This is a genomic window from Nonomuraea sp. NPDC052116 (assembly GCF_040680035.1).
Lineage (GTDB): Bacteria > Actinomycetota > Actinomycetes > Streptosporangiales > Streptosporangiaceae > Nonomuraea > Nonomuraea angiospora_A.
This window is the reverse complement of sequence record NZ_JBFAWA010000001.1, coordinates 193,284-209,891: the sequence shown is the minus strand read 5'-3', so window position 1 is coordinate 209,891 and position 16,608 is coordinate 193,284. Positions and strand designations below refer to the sequence as shown.

13 protein-coding genes are annotated in these 16,608 nt (G+C 71.2%); 10 read left to right on the top strand and 3 right to left on the bottom strand.

Annotated elements, in window-relative coordinates; genetic code table 11:
• Positions 1-16: 16 nt before the first annotated feature.
• The 3 genes from AB0L65_RS00945 (at position 17) to AB0L65_RS00935 (ending at position 3,928) form a co-directional block, all read left to right on the top strand.
• Complete coding sequence (locus tag AB0L65_RS00945; protein ID WP_364239188.1) at positions 17-1,192, top strand: bifunctional glycosyltransferase family 2/GtrA family protein; 1,176 nt, start codon at positions 17-19, stop codon at positions 1,190-1,192.
• Entirely contained in the window at positions 1,189-3,213 is a 2,025-nt protein-coding gene (locus AB0L65_RS00940) for a glycosyltransferase family 39 protein (protein WP_364239186.1), read from the top strand. The genes AB0L65_RS00945 and AB0L65_RS00940 overlap by 4 nt, the downstream gene beginning before the upstream one ends.
• A gap of 196 nt (positions 3,214-3,409) precedes the next feature.
• A complete protein-coding gene (locus AB0L65_RS00935; protein ID WP_364239184.1) occupies positions 3,410-3,928 on the top strand; it encodes an N-acetylmuramoyl-L-alanine amidase in 519 nt (172 codons plus the stop codon).
• An 18-nt stretch (positions 3,929-3,946) separates the two neighbouring features.
• On the opposite strand, the gene AB0L65_RS00930 is transcribed toward AB0L65_RS00935, so the two are convergent.
• From AB0L65_RS00930 to AB0L65_RS00920, 3 genes are read right to left on the bottom strand one after another with little or no spacing between them, the layout of a single operon-like run.
• Positions 3,947-5,881: a peroxidase family protein gene (locus tag AB0L65_RS00930; RefSeq protein WP_364239183.1), complete on the bottom strand. Its 1,935-nt coding sequence runs from the start codon at positions 5,879-5,881 to the stop codon at positions 3,947-3,949.
• 47 nt (positions 5,882-5,928) lie between these two features.
• Positions 5,929-6,858 carry an acetoacetate decarboxylase family protein gene (locus tag AB0L65_RS00925; RefSeq protein ID WP_364239181.1) on the bottom strand — a complete coding sequence of 310 codons (930 nt, stop codon included), beginning with the start codon at positions 6,856-6,858 and terminating at the stop codon, positions 5,929-5,931.
• On the bottom strand, positions 6,855-7,916 hold the full coding sequence (locus AB0L65_RS00920; RefSeq protein WP_364239180.1) for a hypothetical protein: 1,062 nt from the start codon (positions 7,914-7,916) through the stop codon (positions 6,855-6,857). Before AB0L65_RS00920 ends, AB0L65_RS00925 begins: the two co-directional genes overlap by 4 nt.
• Positions 7,917-8,073: 157 nt before the next feature.
• Here AB0L65_RS00920 and AB0L65_RS00915 point away from each other — a divergent pair, with 157 nt between their 5' ends.
• The 7 genes from AB0L65_RS00915 (at position 8,074) to AB0L65_RS00885 (ending at position 16,574) form a co-directional block, all read left to right on the top strand.
• Positions 8,074-10,446: a GMC oxidoreductase gene (locus AB0L65_RS00915; protein ID WP_364239179.1), complete on the top strand. Its 2,373-nt coding sequence runs from the start codon at positions 8,074-8,076 to the stop codon at positions 10,444-10,446.
• A gap of 48 nt (positions 10,447-10,494) precedes the next feature.
• Positions 10,495-11,316: an ATP-binding cassette domain-containing protein gene (locus tag AB0L65_RS00910; RefSeq protein ID WP_364239178.1), complete on the top strand. Its 822-nt coding sequence runs from the start codon at positions 10,495-10,497 to the stop codon at positions 11,314-11,316.
• The gene (locus AB0L65_RS00905; protein ID WP_364239176.1) at positions 11,313-12,260 is read left to right on the top strand and encodes an ABC transporter permease; all 948 of its coding nucleotides are present in this window, start codon (positions 11,313-11,315) and stop codon (positions 12,258-12,260) included. Before AB0L65_RS00910 ends, AB0L65_RS00905 begins: the two co-directional genes overlap by 4 nt.
• Before the next feature lie 14 nt (positions 12,261-12,274).
• Complete coding sequence (locus AB0L65_RS00900; RefSeq protein WP_364239175.1) at positions 12,275-13,240, top strand: ABC transporter substrate-binding protein; 966 nt, start codon at positions 12,275-12,277, stop codon at positions 13,238-13,240.
• Positions 13,241-13,360: 120 nt separating this feature from the next.
• Positions 13,361-14,248, top strand: a complete 888-nt coding sequence (locus AB0L65_RS00895; RefSeq protein ID WP_364239174.1) for a LysR family transcriptional regulator — start codon at positions 13,361-13,363, stop codon at positions 14,246-14,248.
• A gap of 137 nt (positions 14,249-14,385) precedes the next feature.
• Positions 14,386-14,766, top strand: coding sequence for a VOC family protein (locus AB0L65_RS00890; protein WP_364239172.1), 381 nt, complete (start codon positions 14,386-14,388; stop codon positions 14,764-14,766).
• A gap of 284 nt (positions 14,767-15,050) precedes the next feature.
• Entirely contained in the window at positions 15,051-16,574 is a 1,524-nt protein-coding gene (locus tag AB0L65_RS00885) for a serine hydrolase domain-containing protein (RefSeq protein WP_364239170.1), read from the top strand.
• Positions 16,575-16,608 lie beyond the last annotated feature (34 nt).

Here is a 16,608-nt window from a genome sequence, read left to right as displayed (position 1 = left end):
CCCGTGAGCTGGCTGCATGGAGATAACAGCAGTAAGGACGCGCCTGGTCGAGGTGGTCGTCCCGGTCTACAACGAGCAGCGGGCGCTCCGCGAGAGCATCACCCGGCTGCAGACGTACCTCACCGGGAACTTCCCCTACGGCTTCCGCATCACGATCGCCGACAACGCCAGCACCGACAACACCTGGCAGATCGCCACGGAGCTCGCTCAGGAGCTCCCGCACGTGCGGGCCGTGCACCTCGACGAGAAGGGCCGCGGCCGGGCGCTGCGGCTGGTCTGGTCGCAGAGCGAGGCCGACGTCGTCAGCTACATGGACGTGGACCTGTCCACCGACCTCGACGCGTTCCTCCCGCTGGTCGCGCCGCTCCTGTCCGGCCACAGCGACCTGGCCATCGGCACCCGCCTGGCCAGGGCGTCCCGGGTCGAGCGGGGGCCGAAGCGCGAGTTCATCTCCCGCTCGTACAACCTGCTGCTGCGCTCGGTGATGGGGGCCGGGTTCTCGGACGCGCAGTGCGGGTTCAAGGCCGTCCGTACGGAGATCGCGCAGGCGCTGCTGCCCGGCGTCGAGGACGAGCAGTGGTTCTTCGACACCGAGCTGCTGCTGCTCGCCGAACGGCACGGGCTGCGCATCCACGAGGTGCCCGTGGACTGGGTGGACGATCCGGACAGCCGGGTCGACATCATCCAGACCGCGCTCGACGACCTGCGCGGCCTGGCCAGGGTCGCGCGTAAGACGCTGTCGGGGGCGGCCCGCATCCCGGTGCCGGCCCGGGTCGAGCGGGCCGAGCTGCCGAAGGGGATGGCCAAGCAGCTGCCCAGGTTCGCGATCGTCGGCGTGGTGAGCACGCTGGCGTACCTGGCGCTGTTCTCGCTGCTGCGGCAGATCGTCTCGCCGCTGGCCGCCAACGCGGTCGCGCTGCTGGTCACGGCCGTGGCCAACACCGCCGCGAACCGCCGCTTCACGTTCGGCGTCAAGGGCTCGGTCGGGGCGATGCGGCACCAGTTCGAGGGCCTGATCGCGTTCCTCGTCGGGCTGGCGCTCACCTCGGGGAGCCTCGCGCTGCTGCCCGCCGGCGTCTCGCACGGGGTGGAGCTGGTCGCGGTCATCATCGCCAACGCGGCGGCCACGCTCGTCCGCTTCCTGCTGCTGCGGGTGTGGGTCTTCAACCCCAGGCGGAGGACGGCACGATGACCGCCACCGCCATGCGGCCCGGGCACCGGGCCGCAACGAGCCGCAGCCTGCCCGCACGCGTCCTGCTGGGCGCCGAGGAGGACCCGCGCTGGTCGCGGCCCGCCATGTGGGCGGTGCTCGCCGTCGCGTTCGTCCTGTACGCGTGGGGGCTGAGCGGCAACGCCAACGAGTACTACGCCGCCGCCGTCCTGTCCGGCACGCAGAGCTGGAAGGCGTTCTTCTTCGGCGCGCTCGACGCCGGGTCGTTCATCACCGTGGACAAGCCGCCGCTGGCGCTGTGGGTGATGGGGCTGTCCGCGCGGATCTTCGGCTACGGCACGTGGAGCATGCTGCTCCCGCAGGCCCTCGCGGGGGTGGCCGCCGTCGGACTCGTCTACTCGGCCGTGCGCCGCGCCTGCTCCGGGAGGACGTACGCCGACGCGGCGGCCCTGGTCGCGGCCGTGGTCATGACGCTCACCCCGATCACCGTGGCCATCAACCGGGACAACAACCCCGACACGATCCTCGTGCTGCTGCTCGTGCTGGCGGCCTGGTTCTGCCTGGAGTCGCTGCGTACCGGGCGCCTGCGGTCGCTGCTGGTGTGCGCGTTCTTCGTGGGGCTGGCCTTCAACGCGAAGATGCTCCAGGCGTACCTGGTGGTGCCGGCCTTCGCGTCGGCGTACCTGCTGTGCGCCCGCGTGCCGTGGCTCAGGCGGGTGGGGCACCTGCTGGCGGCCGGTCTGGTCATGCTGGTGTCGAGCGCCTGGTGGATGGTGATCGTCGACCTCTGGCCCCGTGACTCGCGGCCGTACGTCGGCGGCTCCACGGACAACTCCGTCTGGGACCTGGTGATCGGCTACAACGGGCTCGGCCGGATCTTCGGCCAGGGCGGTGGCCCCGGCGGCGGACCCGGTGGTGGCGGCGGTGGCGGCTTCGGCGGGGAGTCCGGGGCCGGGCGGCTGTTCAACGACATCCTGGCGGGGCAGATCTCCTGGCTGCTGCCGTTCTGCGTGGTGGCGCTGGCGTTCGCCGCGGTCATGCGGGTGCGCCGGATCGAGGGCCCGTCCGGGGCGGCGTGGCTGGTGTGGGGTGGCTGGCTGGTCGTCCACTACGTCGTGTTCAGCTTCTCCAGCGGCACCTTCCACCCGTACTACACGACCGCGATGGCGCCCGCCGTGGCCGCTCTGTGCGGACTGGGCGGGGTGGCCATGTGGCAGGAGTATCGCCGCTCGCGGACCTGGGCCTGGGTGCTGCCGCTGGCGGTGGCGCTGACGGGCGGCTGGTCGTTCGTGGTGCTGCGCCGCACGCCCGACTGGGCGCCGTGGCTGGCCTGGGTCGTGCTCGGGGCGACCTTGGCGGCCGTGGTGGTGCTGGTGCTGGCAAGGGTACGGGCGCAGGTGACGGTCAGGATCGCCGCCCTCGCGCTGGCGGCCACGGTGGTCGCCGGGCTGGCCGGGCCCGCCGCGTACGCCGTCACACCACTGGGGTCGCAGGTGAACGGGACGAACCCGACAGCCGGCCCGAACGCGGGACAGATGGGCTTCGGCCGGATGGGCGGCCAGTTCCGGGGCGGTCAGTTCCCGGGCGGTCAGTTCCCCGGCGGCCAGATGCCCACCGGGCAGATGCCTGACGGTGAGATGCCCGGCGGGCAGGACGCTGGCGATGGGACGGGACGGACCGGCCGGGCGGGCTTCATGGGCGGCGGCCCCGGCGGCGGGATGAGCGACTCCATGGTGAAGTACCTCCTGGCGAACCAGGGCAAGGCCACCTGGCTGGTCGCCGTGAACAGCGCCATGCAGGCCTCGCCGACCATCCTGTCCACCGGCAAGCCCGTGCTCGCCATGGGCGGCTTCACCGGCAGCGACGCCGCCATGACCGTGGATCGCCTCAAAGAGCTCACCTCCTCCGGGCAACTCCGCTACGTTCTGTCGGGCGGCGACCGCGGCGGTCCGGGCCGGGGCAACACCGAGGTGACCACCTGGGTCCAGCAGAACTGCAAGGCCGTGGACGGCCAGGACGGCCTCTACGACTGCACCGCGTAACGGGAAAGGGGCGCCTTGACGGTGCCCCTACCCATCAACCAGCACATTCTTGGGCCATCTGCCCATCAAGGCCCAAGTCGCCCAAGACAGGATGAAATATGGCCAACGATCCCGGCATCCCCGCGCGTCGCATTTCTCTCACCCGCTCCTCCGCTGCCTAACCTGCGAAAGTCGAGCACTTAACTAGGGGGAGACCATGGCGATCAAGATCGTCAAGCGCGGTACCTGGAACGCCCGCCCGCCGAGAGACCCGGACGCCGTCGTCAAGGTCCCGTGGGCGAAGCGCACCGAGTTCGTCGTCCACCACAGCGAGGGACCGACGACGCAGACGCCGCGGCAGATCCAGGACTTCCACATGGACGAGCGGGGGTGGAACGACATCGGCTACAACTTCCTCGTACGGGACGACGGCACCGTGTACGAGGGCCGCGGCTGGGACGTGCGGGGAGCCCACGCCACGGATCACAACGTCAGCGGCATCGGCTGCGCCTACATCGGGATGAACAGCCCGACCGACGCCGTGAAGATGGCGATCCGCGCCCTGTACGACGAGGCCTGCGCCAAGGCCGGCCGTACGCTGGCCAAGCGCGCCCACCTTCAGGTGGGCAACACCGACTGCCCCGGCACGAAGCTGCTGGCCTGGGTGGAGGCCGGGATGCCGGTCCCCGCCGCGGCGGGCGTCAATCTGCCGTCGGACGACGACCGGCTCGCCTGACGCGGCGGGGACGGCGCCTCAGGCCGTGACGCCGGACCGGCGCCACGGCGCGAACGCGTTGCCCACGTGGTGCAGGGCGGGACGCAGCTCCGGATGGTGGCGCAGGATCACTGAGGCCATGCTGCTGTTCGCGATCCAGTCCAGCCCTGCCCTCGTGTAGACGCGCTCGGCGTAGTCAGGGGTGAAGAACCTGTCGCTGTTGAGCCTCCGCGAGGCCATGAGGATGAAGACCCGGAAGGCCGTGTCGCTGAAGGCGAACCCTTCCGGGCGCTTCTCGGCGAACATGCCCACGACCAGGTCGACGTCCTCCAGCCGGTCCGCGTACACCTCGCGCAGCTCCTCCGCCAGCGCCGGGTCGTCCGTGAGCGTGTCGAACCCGCTCGCCGGCGGCAGGTCGAGCAGCCTGCGGAACTCGTTGTAGCGGGGCACGCCCAGCTCCCGGCAGCGGATCAGGTCCGTGGCCGCCAGGTCCACCAGCTTGCCGTCGGGGCGTTCGAACTCCTGCAGCAGGCGCGGGAAGTTGCGCAGGACGATCGCGCCCGGGTGCTCGGTCCCGAAGGAGTACAGCAGGTCGGCGGCCGAGATGGCCGAGGCGACCCGCAGCGCCGCGGGGCCGGACAGCTCGCGCAGCGTGGTGTCGCGGATCCTGGAGTCGTCGCGCAGGTGGCGCAGGCTGTAGTCGTCGGGGATCAGCGGGTGCATCCGGTAGACGGCCGCGAACTCCTCGGTGATGCTGAACGGCACCCCGAAGTGGTCGGTGCGTGAACCCGGGATGCCGCTGATCGTCTCGCTCCGGCTGATCCTGCCCAGCGCTCTGTTGATCGGCTCGGAGGCCAGGCCCCACCAGTTCGCCCGCAGGCCGGTCACCGCCGTGGGGTGGCTGATGGCCGCGGGCGTCCACTCCACGGTGTGGATCTTGGCGACGAGCGCGGCGTTGATCAGCCTGGCGCGCTCGAACAGCTCGTCGTCGCCCCAGGCCGGATACTCGGCGTGCAGCCGTTCGCAGATGGCGTTGTGCTCGTGCTCGAACAGCCCCTGCATCATCACCAGGCCGAGCCAGAAGCCCGGTTCGCGGGTCGGGTCGGCCTTGCCGCCCGCCATCGCCCGGGTCCCGGACGGGCGATGGCGGATCCTCCCCCGGGTTCCGGTGCGCAGGGCGCGCTGCTCCTCGTCGCTCAGTCCGTAGACGAGCGACAGGTCCCACCAGTGGGTGAGCGTGTTGAGCGAGGTCGCGGGGCCCTCGTAGCCGGGCGGGCGGGTCGGGTCGGGAGGGACCCGCGGGATCCTCAGCAGGGGTTCGGGCCAGTCGTCGCCCGGCTCCAGCGGGATGGTCCACGGGTCCTCGGACGGGCTGATCCCGTGGCTGAACCAGTCCCTGATCATGAACTGCAGCCAGGTCGCGGCCAGGACGTTGAGGGAGCGCGCGGGCTGGAACTCGGTCCGCGTCATGAGCCGCCGGCTGATCGTGCGCGGGTTCGGCGTCATGACCCGCTCGGGAGGCTCGGCGAACGCGTGGTCCAACGGGACGTTCCGCCCGAACCGGGTCCCGGCCATGCCCATGGCCGGATGGTCCAGGTCGTTGTACGAGCCGTTTGCGGTCCGCCGTACGTCGTGGCCCTTCGGGTCCGGGACGGGGGGCGGCGGGCCGACGGAGGGCAGGTGGCCGGTGTCGTACAGGTTCTGTTTGCGCAGCCGGTCGCGGATGCCCACCAGGACCGCCAGGCCGAGCGGGGTGGGCAGCCGGTCCCAGCCGAAGCGGTGGTCGAGCGCCCGGGCCAGCGCGTCGTAGGCGGTCCAGAACCACGAGCGGCGATAGCCCGCCCCGGCGACCGGCGGTTCCCGCCCGGCGGGCGGCCGGACGCGCTCGGGCGCTTCGGCGCGTTCGGGCGCGGGCGCGGTGGCGTGGGCGGAGGCGGCGGTGAGGCGCGCGGCGGTACGGAGTCGGTGCTTCATCGGATCTCCCCGTGGGCGGTCGGCAGCGGGTTTCTGTGAGTGGTCGGCTACGGCATCGGCGCCGCGTACTCGCGCGGCCGGGGCAGGCCCAGGAGGCGGTCCGTCGCCGCGCGGTCGGGAGGCGGCAGCCGGTCCTGCCCGAGCCCCAGCCCGACCACGGACTCCAGGCCCTCCCGGGGCGGCGGGGGCGGTGTATCCGACGTGCGGAACCAGCCCTCCACGTGGTCGTGGAGCACCCCGCGCACGGAGGGGATGAAGGCGGTCAGGAACGGCCGGTCGCGGATGTCCAGCCGCTTCAGCCAGTCCGCCCGCTCGTGGTCGCCGAGCAGGAGCCGGCTCTCCGGCCCGCCGCCCCACGACAGGCCCATCCGGCCGCAGAGCGTGACGGACGACTTCCAGAGCATCCCGCGGAAGGAGGCGTAGCCGACACCGGTGAACCGCATCGGCAGCCACGCCCGCGCCGGGCGCGGCACGTCCACGCGCATGACCAGCCGCCCGTCGAGGTCGTACTGGCTGCTGACCGTGGACCCGTCGGTGACGAAGTCGAGCGAGGCGCGCCGCTTGGGCATGCCCCAGATGCCGAGGCCGCCCTTGACGGAGATCTCGGTGCTCACCGGCATGTCGCCGATGTGGACGCCGGTGCCGAAGGCCGAGCGGAACAGCAGCGGGAGCAGCGGCGGAGCGGGCCGGCCGCCCTGCGTGCACAGGATCCCGGTGCAGAACTCCACGTACGTGCCGATCGGGGTGTCCTGGTAGTCCACGACCGCGATCAGCAGCACTCCCTCGCCGCGGATCCGGTACGGGCTCAGCTCCTCCGGCAGCGCCTCACGCGCGCCGCGCGGGTCGATCGGGTAGGCGGCGATGAACGCCGGGCTGCTCCGCGTCCCCACCGGCATCCGGAACGGGATGCCGTCCACGTTGGCGAATCGGCCGGCGACTCTGCCGGCTGGGCGCCGGCGTCGTGCGGTGAAGGTCATCGGTCCCCCCTGTGCCGGGCCGGCGTGCCGGCCAGCTCCTCGATGATCAGCGGAAAGACGTCGCGGTGGGCGCGCTCGCCGAAGAACACGTCCAGATGGCTGTAGCCGCAGAGAAGGTGCAGGGAGTGGTGGGGGGCGAAGCGGGAGAAGAAGTCGTAGGACCGGCGCTGGCTCTCCGGGAGGAAGCAGCGGTTCAGCTCGCCCGCCAGGAAGACGATCCGGGCGTCGGTACGCGGTTCCTGCGCCGTGTAGTCGTCCGGCAGGCCGTCGATGTGCTCGTAGCTGACCAGGTGGCCGCTGCGCACGCATTTGTCCATCTGCCGGAAGAAGGTCAGCGGCACCGGGCCGAACTCGTGCGGGATCCAGAGGTCGTGCGTGGCCGCGCCGAGGTTCTCGTGCCGCCACAACGCGGGGAACCCGCTGCCGTACGTGAAGCTGACCAGCTTGCACACCGTGCTCCCGCACTCGGCGTGGGCGGCCTTGACCAGCTGGGTGATCAGCGCGGCCGCGCCCGGCGGCGGGTGGTCGCCCCAGGACGGGTCGAGGTAGGACAGGAACCTGCGCGTGACCGGCACCGCGTACCGGAGCTTGGCCCGCGACCAGCGCGGCACGATCGGGTGCAGGGACACCGCGTTCGTGATGATCGTGTCAACCTGGGGCACCAGGCCCGCGCACGCGGACATCATGAACGAGGTCGAGCCCTGGCAGTGGATGATCGCCTTGATCCGGTCGGCCCCGGTCTCCTCGACGACCTTGCGCACCGCGGCGGGGTGGTCGTATCCCGCCGCCTGGTCGAGGGTCCACGGGTTGGGCGGCAGGTCGATGCTGGCCCGCCAGTCCTCCAGCCAGACGTCGTAGCCCTGCGAGACGAGCATGTCGACGACGCTGGCGGGCACCGGCGCACGGAACACCTTGGACCGGACCCCCGCGCCGTGCACGAGGAGGACCGGGGCCTTGGCCGGCGGGGCGTGCCCGCGCACGTTGACGAGGCGCAGGTTCTTGCCGTCTCCGGCGGTGAAGGGTACGACGCGTTCGTGTGTAGCGGGTCGTCCATGCATACCGATCGCCACGATCTCGGGCCGCTGCCGGCCCCGGGCCGGCAGACCTGGTCTGGACTCCTGGACTTCCTGGTTCCGGTGGTCAGCTCACCGATCGGTTACTCTTGCATTCTACATCTCCCCGACTTTTCGGACCTGTCCCGACGAGGGGGAGACAATGCGCCATAACGGTTCTGACCAGGCAAGACGTCCTGCCCGCGAGCACGCCGACGTCGTCGTGGTGGGCTCGGGGTTCGGCGGCGCGGTGGCGGCCTACCGGTTCGCGGAAGCGGGGCTGCGGGTGGTCGTGCTGGAGCGCGGCCGGCCGTACCCGCCGGGGTCGTTCCCGCGCGCGCCCGCCGCGATGGCGCGCAACCTGTGGGATCCGAGCGAGGGCCTGTACGGCCTGTTCGACCTGTGGAGCTTCCGCGGGCTCGGCGCGGCCGTCTCCAGCGGGCTCGGCGGCGGCTCCCTCATCTACGCCAATGTGCTGCTGCGCAAGCCGGAGCGGTGGTTCGTCAAGGAGAGCCCGCTGCCCGGCGGCGGCCACGAGCACTGGCCCGTCACGCGGGCCGACCTCGACCCGCACTACGACGCCGTGGAGCGGATGCTCAAGCCGCAGCGCTACCCCCTCGGCCAGCCGCCGTACGACACCACGGCCAAGACCCTCGCCATGCGCGAGGCGGCCGGGCGGCTGGGGCTGGAGTGGGAGCTGCCGCCGCTGGCCGTCGCCTTCGCCCCGGAGCCCGGCGGCCATCCCGCTCCCGGCCTGCCCATCCCGGACCCGGAGTACGGCAACCTGCACGGCCTGCCGCGTACGACGTGCCGGCTGCGCGGCGAGTGCGACCTCGGCTGCAACGACGGCGCCAAGAACTCCCTCGACCACACCTACCTGTCGGCGGCCCGGCACGCCGGCGCCGACCTGCGCACCCTGCACGAGGTACGGTGGCTCGCCCCCGCTCCCGGCGGCGGCTACGCCGTGAGCTACGTGGTGCACGAACCGCGCGAGGACCGGCGGCGGGTCAACACCCGGCGGCTGGCCCAGCGCACGATCACCTGTGACCGGCTCGTCCTGGCCGCGGGCACGCTCGGGACGACGTACCTGCTGCTGACCTGCGGATCGGAGTTCCCCGGCCTGAGCCCCATGCTCGGGGCCCGCTTCAGCGGCAACGGCGACCTCCTCACGCTGGTCACGGACGCCCGCGACGGCGCGGGCCGCCACCGCTCGCTGGAGGGCAGCCGCGGACCCGTGATCACCAGCGCCATCCGGGTGCCGGACGCGGCCGACTCGGGGCACGGGGACCGCCGGGGCTTCCTGGTCGAGGACGCGGGCTACCCGCCCTTCGCCGAGTGGCTGGGGGAGTTCGCGGGGGTGCGCGGCCAGGCCAGGAGGGCCGGCAGGTTCGTGCTGCGCAGGATCGGGGCCCTGCTGAGCCACTCGCCGAGCAGCCGGATCAACGCCGAACTGGCCGCGCTGCTCGGCGACGGGCACCTGTCCGACGGGTCGCTGGGCCTGCTCGGCATGGGCCGCGACATCCCCGACGGCGTCATGCGCCTGCGCCGCGGCTACCTCGACGTCGACTGGACGACCGCCACGTCCATGCCGTACTTCACCACGATGCGCGGAGTCATGCGGGACATGGCGCGGATCCTGCGGGCCGACTACCGCGACAACCCCCTGTGGCTGGCCCGCAAGGTGATCACGGTGCACCCGCTCGGCGGCGCCCCGATGGGCCGCCACCCCGCGGAGGGCGTCGTGGACGAGTACGGCGAGGTGTTCGGGCATCCGGGCCTGTACGTCCTGGACGGGGCCTGCGTGCCCGGCCCGGTCGGCGTCAACCCCTCCCTGACCATCGCCGCGATCTCGGACCGGGCCTGCGAGCACGTCCTGGAGACCGCGCCCCGGACGGCGGCGCGGCGCGCGGAGGTCTCGTCCGGCCTGAGCTTCACCGAGGAGATGCGCGGCCACGTCATGCCCGGCTCCGCCGACCCGGAGGAGGGCGAGCGGCTGGGACGCGCGAACGGGCACCCGCTGGCGGTCCACCTGACCATCACCGCCGGCGACGTCGAACGGTTCGTGGCCGACGCCGGGCACGAGGCGTCCGCCGCCGGGTGGGTGAGCTGTCCCGTGCTCGGAGGCGGCCGCCTGCGGGTGGAGGGCGGGTCGTTCAACCTGTTCGTGGCGGGCGAGGACCCGGCCCGGCGGCGCATGCTCTACCGCCTGCACTTCACCGGCGACGGGGACGTCCCGCTGACGCTCACCGGGGTCAAGGACGTGCACGACGACCCCGGGGCCGACCTGTGGTCCGACACCTCCACCCTGTACGTCCGGATCCTGCGCGGGCACACCCGCCCGGTGGACGACGCGGAGGCCGAGGTGGTCGCCGCGGGGATCATCCGCATCCACCTGCCGGACTTCCTGCACCAGCTGACGACATTCCGCACGTGGGGGCCCGACGGGGCCGCGGGGCTGGTGCGGTTCGGCCGGCTGTTCCTGGGCGAGTTGTGGGAGGCCTACCACGATCTCGCGGCGGGGTCGCGGGTGCCCTGACGGCCGCGCGGCCTTGACAACGATGTCAATCGGCTTCTTGATGTTCTTATGGCCGTACCACTGATCGCCGCCCGCGGGATCATGAAGAGCTACGGCCACGTCGAGGCGTTGCGCGGCGCGGACTTCACCCTGCGGCCCGGCGAGGTGGTCGCGCTGATCGGCGACAACGGCGCGGGGAAGTCCACGCTCGCGAAGATCCTCTCGGGCGTCGAACGGCCGGACGCCGGGACGGTCGAGGTCGACGGCGAGCCGGTGGCGTTCGGCTCCGCCGAGGAGGCCAGGGGCGCCGGGATCGAGACCGTCTACCAGGACCTCGCGCTCTGCGCCGACCTCAGCCCCGCGGCCAACTTCTTCCTCGGCAGGGAACTGCTCAGGCCCGGCCTCCTCGGCCTGCTCGGCGTGCTGGACAACGCCGCCATGCGCCGGGCCACGCGCGAGGCGTGCGAACGGCTCGGCGTGCGGCTCGCGTCCCAGACCGCGCCGGTCTCCGGCCTGTCCGGCGGGCAGCGGCAGGGCGTCGCGGTGGCCAGGGCGGTGACGTGGGCGCGGCGGGTGGTGTTCATGGACGAGCCCACGGCCGCGCTCGGGGTCGTGCAGACCCAGCGCGTGCTCGACCTCATCCGCGGCGTGCGCGACTCGGGCGTGTCCGTGGTGCTGATCAGCCACAACATGCAGGACGTGATGGCGGTGTCCGACCGGGTGGAGGTGCTGCGGCTCGGACGCCGGGTGGCCCGCTTCGAGACCGCGCGCGTCTCGATGGAGGAGCTGGTCGGGGCCATGACCGGCGCGATCGAAGCGCGGGAGGAAGCGCCGGACGGGGACGGCGCGCCGGACGGCCCTGGTCCCGGCGGGCGGGAGGGCGGCGTATGAAGGGGGTGCGGCTGGGGGAGCTGCAGGTCGTGTGGATCGGCCTGGTGCTGGTCGCGCTGCTGGCGGCGTTCTCGATCCTGGCGCCCACCACGTTCCCCACCTCGTTCAACCTGCTCAACCTCGTCAGCGACGCGGCCATCCTGCTGCTGCTCGCCACCGGCATGACGTACGTGATCATCACGGCGGGGATCGACCTGTCGGTGGGCGGGGTGCTGGTGTTCTCGGCCGTGGCGGCCGCCGAGGTCATGGACGCCACCGGCTCGCTCGCGCTCGGCACCCTGGCCGCCCTGGTGACAGGGCTGGCGTGGGGCGTGCTGAACGGCGTGCTGATCGCCCTGGGCCGCATCCCCGCGCTGATCGTGACGCTCGGGACGCTGGGCATGTCGCTCGGCGGGGCCCTGCTGCTCACCGGCGGGGTCGATCTGCGCGCCCCCACGGACCTGAACCTCGGTCTCGGGCTGGCGCGCTGGCTGGGCGTGCCGCTGATCGTGTGGATCTGCGCCGCCATCACGGCCGCGCTCGCGCTCATGCTCGCCTGGACCCGCTTCGGGCGGCACACGTACGCGATCGGGTCCAACGCCGAGGCCGCCCGGCGCGGCGGCGTGGCCGTGCGCCGGCACCTGATCAAGGTATACGGCCTGGCGGGGCTGCTGGCCGGGCTGGCCGGGCAGCTGTCGCTCGCCAAGTACGGCATCACCGGCGTGTCCGCCCACTCCACCGACAACCTGCAGGCCATCGCCGCCGTGGTGATCGGCGGCACCTCGTTGTTCGGCGGCGTGGGGACGGTGGCCGGGACGGTCATCGGGGTGTTCATCCCGGTCGTGCTGCAGAACGGCTTCCAGATCCTGGGCGTGCGGCCGTTCTGGCAGCAGGTGGTGGTGGGCGCCGTGCTCGTCGCCGCCGTCTACGTCGACCAGTGGAGGCGCAGGGCCCGGGACCAGTAGGAGGAGGCACCACGATGCGCAAGGCTGTGGCAGCTCTGGGAACGCTGCTGTTGACGATCGCCGCCTGCGGCGGGCAGGGCGGGCAGAGCGGAGGCGGCGGCCAGGTCAGGGTGACGCTCGTGCAGGGGCTGGCGGGCGAGGAGTTCTACGAGACCATGGCCTGCGGGGCGAAGGCCAAGGCCAAGGAGCTGGGCGTGGCGCTGGACGTCCAGGGGCCGCAGAAGTTCGACCCGACGTTGCAGACGCCGATCGTCAACTCGGTGGTGGCGAGCAAGCCGGACGCCATGCTCATCGCGCCGACCGACGTCAAGGCCATGATCGCCCCGCTGACGCAGGCCAAGCAGCAGGGCATAAAGATCATCCTGGTGGACACGGTGGTCGAGGACCCGGGCATCGGCCTGTCCAGGATCAGCACCGACAACGTCAAGGGCGGGGCGGCGGCGGCCAAGGCGCTGGCGGAGCAGATCGGCGACAAGGGCAAGGCGCTGGTCATCTCCACGGACCCGGGCGTGAGCACCGTGGACGCCCGCATCAAGGGGTTCGAGGAGGAGATCAAGGCTTCGCATCCCGGGATCACGTTCCTGGGCGTGCAGTACTCGCACAACGATGTCGGCGAGGCTTCCAAGATCGTCAACGCCGCTCTGGCCAAGGACCCCGATCTGGCGGGGATCTTCGCCGCGAACCTCAACTCCGCCACCGGCGCCGGGTCCGCCCTCCAGCAGGCGGGCAAGCTGGGTCAGGTCAAGATGGTGGGCTTCGACGCGGGGCCCGCGCAGGTGAAGCAGCTCAAGGACGGCGTCGTACAGGCGCTCATCGCGCAGTTGCCCGGGGACATCGGGGCCAAGGGGGTGGAGCAGGCGGTCGCGGCGGTCAAGGGGCAGCAGGTCACGCCGTCGATCCCGACGGACGCCACCATCGTCACCGCGCAGAACGTGGACCAGCCGGAGGTGCAGAAGATCCTCTACAAGGCCGGCTGCTGACCGACCCGAGGACTGGCGGACGCGCGTCATACTCGCGGTGACCGCTCCAACAGGGCCGACATGTCATACTTACGCCCCGAATGAACGGTCTCGATGGTGAGATCGACCGAGAGGGGTCGTGTGGAGCTGCGCGACATTGAGATCTTTCTGACCCTTGCCGAGGAACTGCACTTCGGCCGCGCGGCGGAGCGGCTGCACGTCTCCGTGGCGGCGGTCAGCAAGGCGCTCAAGAAGCAGGAACGGGCCATCGGCGTCGCGCTCTTCGCCCGGGACAGCCGCAATGTACGGCTCACGCCGGTGGGTGAGCAGCTCCGCGACGACCTGCGCCAGCTGCATCAGGGGTTGACGCAGAGCCTGGAGCGGGCCCGGCTGGCGGGCCGGGGCAAGACCGGCAGGCTCCGGGTCAGCCTGTTTCCCGTCAACGTCCAGGAGCTGCGCCGGTACTGGGAGACCTTCCGGTCCCGCCACCCACAGTGGGAGCTGCGCCTGCGGATGTCGAGCTTTGCGGATCCGTTCGCCCAGTTGCGCAACGGTGAGGCCGACGTCCTGGTCACCTGGCTACCCGTGGAGGAACCCGACCTGACCGTGGGTCCCCTGCTCTTCGCCGAGCCGAGAGTGCTGTCCGTGGCTGCCGACAACGCCCTCGCCAAGCGGTCCACGACCTCCCTGGAGGCGATCAGCGACTATCAGCACGTGACCATCGGGCCGGCGCCTGATCACTGGTTCGACCACTACATTCCGAAGCTCACTCCGAAGGGCCGGTCGATCGACCGGATGGGCCACGTGGACACCATCGAGGACGTCTTCCTGCTCACGGCCATGGGGGATACGGTCTGCCTCTTCCCGACGCACGTGACCTGGTACTACCCGCGCCCCGGCATCGTCTATCTGCCTGTCACGGACATGGAGGCGCTGCCGTACGGGATGGTGTGGCGCAGCGACGCGGAGAACGACCTCATCCGCGCCCTCGCCCGCGTGGTGCGCGACCTGGGACCGCTGCCCGGCTGAGACCGTCAACCAGGGGTTAACGACCGTTGCGATAGTCGCCGTTGATCCGCAGCACCGCCCGGCGTGATGCTTGATCCAGCCAAAGAGCACGCTTGTCGGGAGGTGAATGGAGATATGTCCTTTTCTGGTGCTATGGCATGAACATCGTCTCGTCCGCGGTATCCCTGACCGTCGCCGACCCGATCGCTTCCAGCCGGTTCTTCACCAGCCATCTCGGCTTCCGCGAAATCCTGGTCGGCGAGCAGTTCATCGCGTTGGGCCGTGACGACGCGGCTGTCGATCTGATCCTGGTGGAGCGCGACCTCGAGCGGTGGCAACCGGGACAGGGGCTGGCAGACGCGATCGTGGTGTTCACGGTCACCGGCCTTGCTGCCGAGTACGAGCGGTTGCGGCGTGAAGGCGCCACCATCACCATCCCGCTCCGGCTGGAGCCGTGGGGTGAGCTGCTGATGCAGCTCACCGACCCCAACGGCGTGGCGATCCAGCTCACCGAGTGGATTTCCCCGATCACGGGCTGACTCCGGACCGGCGACCTGGTCGCGTCGTTCGCCGTCACCGGCATCACCACCGACCATGCGGTGTCGTGTCAGCGGCCGCGTCAGGACGGCAACGGCCCGGTGTCAGAGCGGTCGGCGATGGTGGACGCCATGAACGGTTCAGCGATTGCGTCCTCGAAGCTGGGGGCGATCTTCTCGGGCGACCCCACCTGAGCAATCCCGACACCCCGGGCATCAGCGGGACCGCATTTCACCATGGTCTGTCGAAGTGAATTTTTCTCATTGGTTCAAAGGAGCATGCAATCATGTCCGTCACCCTTGATGAGCAGAACAAGCTCACCCTGCGGATCGCCGCGTGGGGCGCCGTGTCGCTGATGTCGGCCGCCGGTGCCGCCGGCTCGCCTCACAAGGCCGCCACCGAAGGCTCCATCGCCCTGACCTCCGCGACCGGCCTGGTCGGGCACGTGCTCGCCAAGGCGCCCAAGGGCCTGAACGTCAAATCCACCGCGGCACTCGCCGATCAGGTGCTACCGGCCCTGACCGCGGCCATGACCCTGCTCAGGGAGCAGGCTCCGGCAGAGGCCGACAACTTCCGCCGAACCGTCATCGTCGCCATCGAAGCAGCCACCCGGCCCCAGAAGGGCGAGGCCAGCCCCACCATGGCGGAGATGGCCCGTAAGATCACCGAGGCCCTCGACGTCGCTTCGGCCACGCCGGGAGCGGCCACCCCGGACAGCAGCCTGGCCATGCCGCCTGCCGGGCAGGATCGCCCCGAGTTGCAGAAGCTCATCCAGGAGATGGTCGATTCCGGTTTCGTCGGGGTGACGCTGCGCGTGCACGATGAGCGGGGCGAGTGGGTCGGCAGCGCCGGGGTGCGCGAGCTGGGCCAGAGCGAGAAGCCGCCGGCGAACGGGCACTTCCGGATCGGCAGCAACACCAAGACCTTCACCGCGACCGTGGTGCTGCAGCTGGTGGCCGAGGGCGAGATCGGGCTGGACACTGCGGTGGATGACTACCTGCCCGAGTTCGGGCTGGACCGGCGGATCACGGTGCGGATGCTGCTGCAGCACACCAGCGGGGTGTTCAACTTCACCGGCGACCACTACCCCGAGTACGTGCCCGGGATCGTCTATCAGGGCCGGGAGTGGGTGGAGAACCGGTTCAGGACCTACCAGCCGGAGGAGCTGGTCCGGCTGGCGCTGTCCAAGCCGGCGCGGTTCGAGCCGGGGACCGGCTGGAGCTACTCCAACACCAACTACGTGCTGGCCCGGCTGCTGGTCGAGAAGGTCACCGGCCGCTCGCTCGGTGAGGAGACGCAGCGGTTGATCCTGGGGCCGCTCGGGCTGTCGGGCACGGTGGTGCCGGACACCTCGACGGACGTTCCCGAGCCGCACGCCCACGCCTACTACCGGTATGAGGAGGACGGCCAGGAGAAGGTGGCCGACGTCACCCGACAGAACCCGTCCTGGATCTCCACCGGCGGCGACATGATCTCGACCACCCAGGACCTCCACACGTTCATCTCCGCGCTGGTGGGCGGCAGGCTGCTGCCGGCCGAGCTGCTGGCCGAGATGTGCACGCCGTACCCGGAGATCGGCTACGGCCTGGGGGTGTTCGTACAGGACGCGCCGGGCGGCGGCACCGTCATCACCCACAACGGCGGCATCACGGGCCACGCGGCGCTGATGTACAGCACGCCCGACGGCGGCAGGACCCTGACCGCCTCTCTGAACTACGTGGACGACGCCGCACTGTCCATGGGAGAGGCGTTCCAGAAGGCGACGCAGAGGCTCGTCGAGGAGGTGTTCGGCGGCGGGGAGACCCTGTAGAGCCGGGCAGGCGCGCCTGGGCTTCCTGATGGGC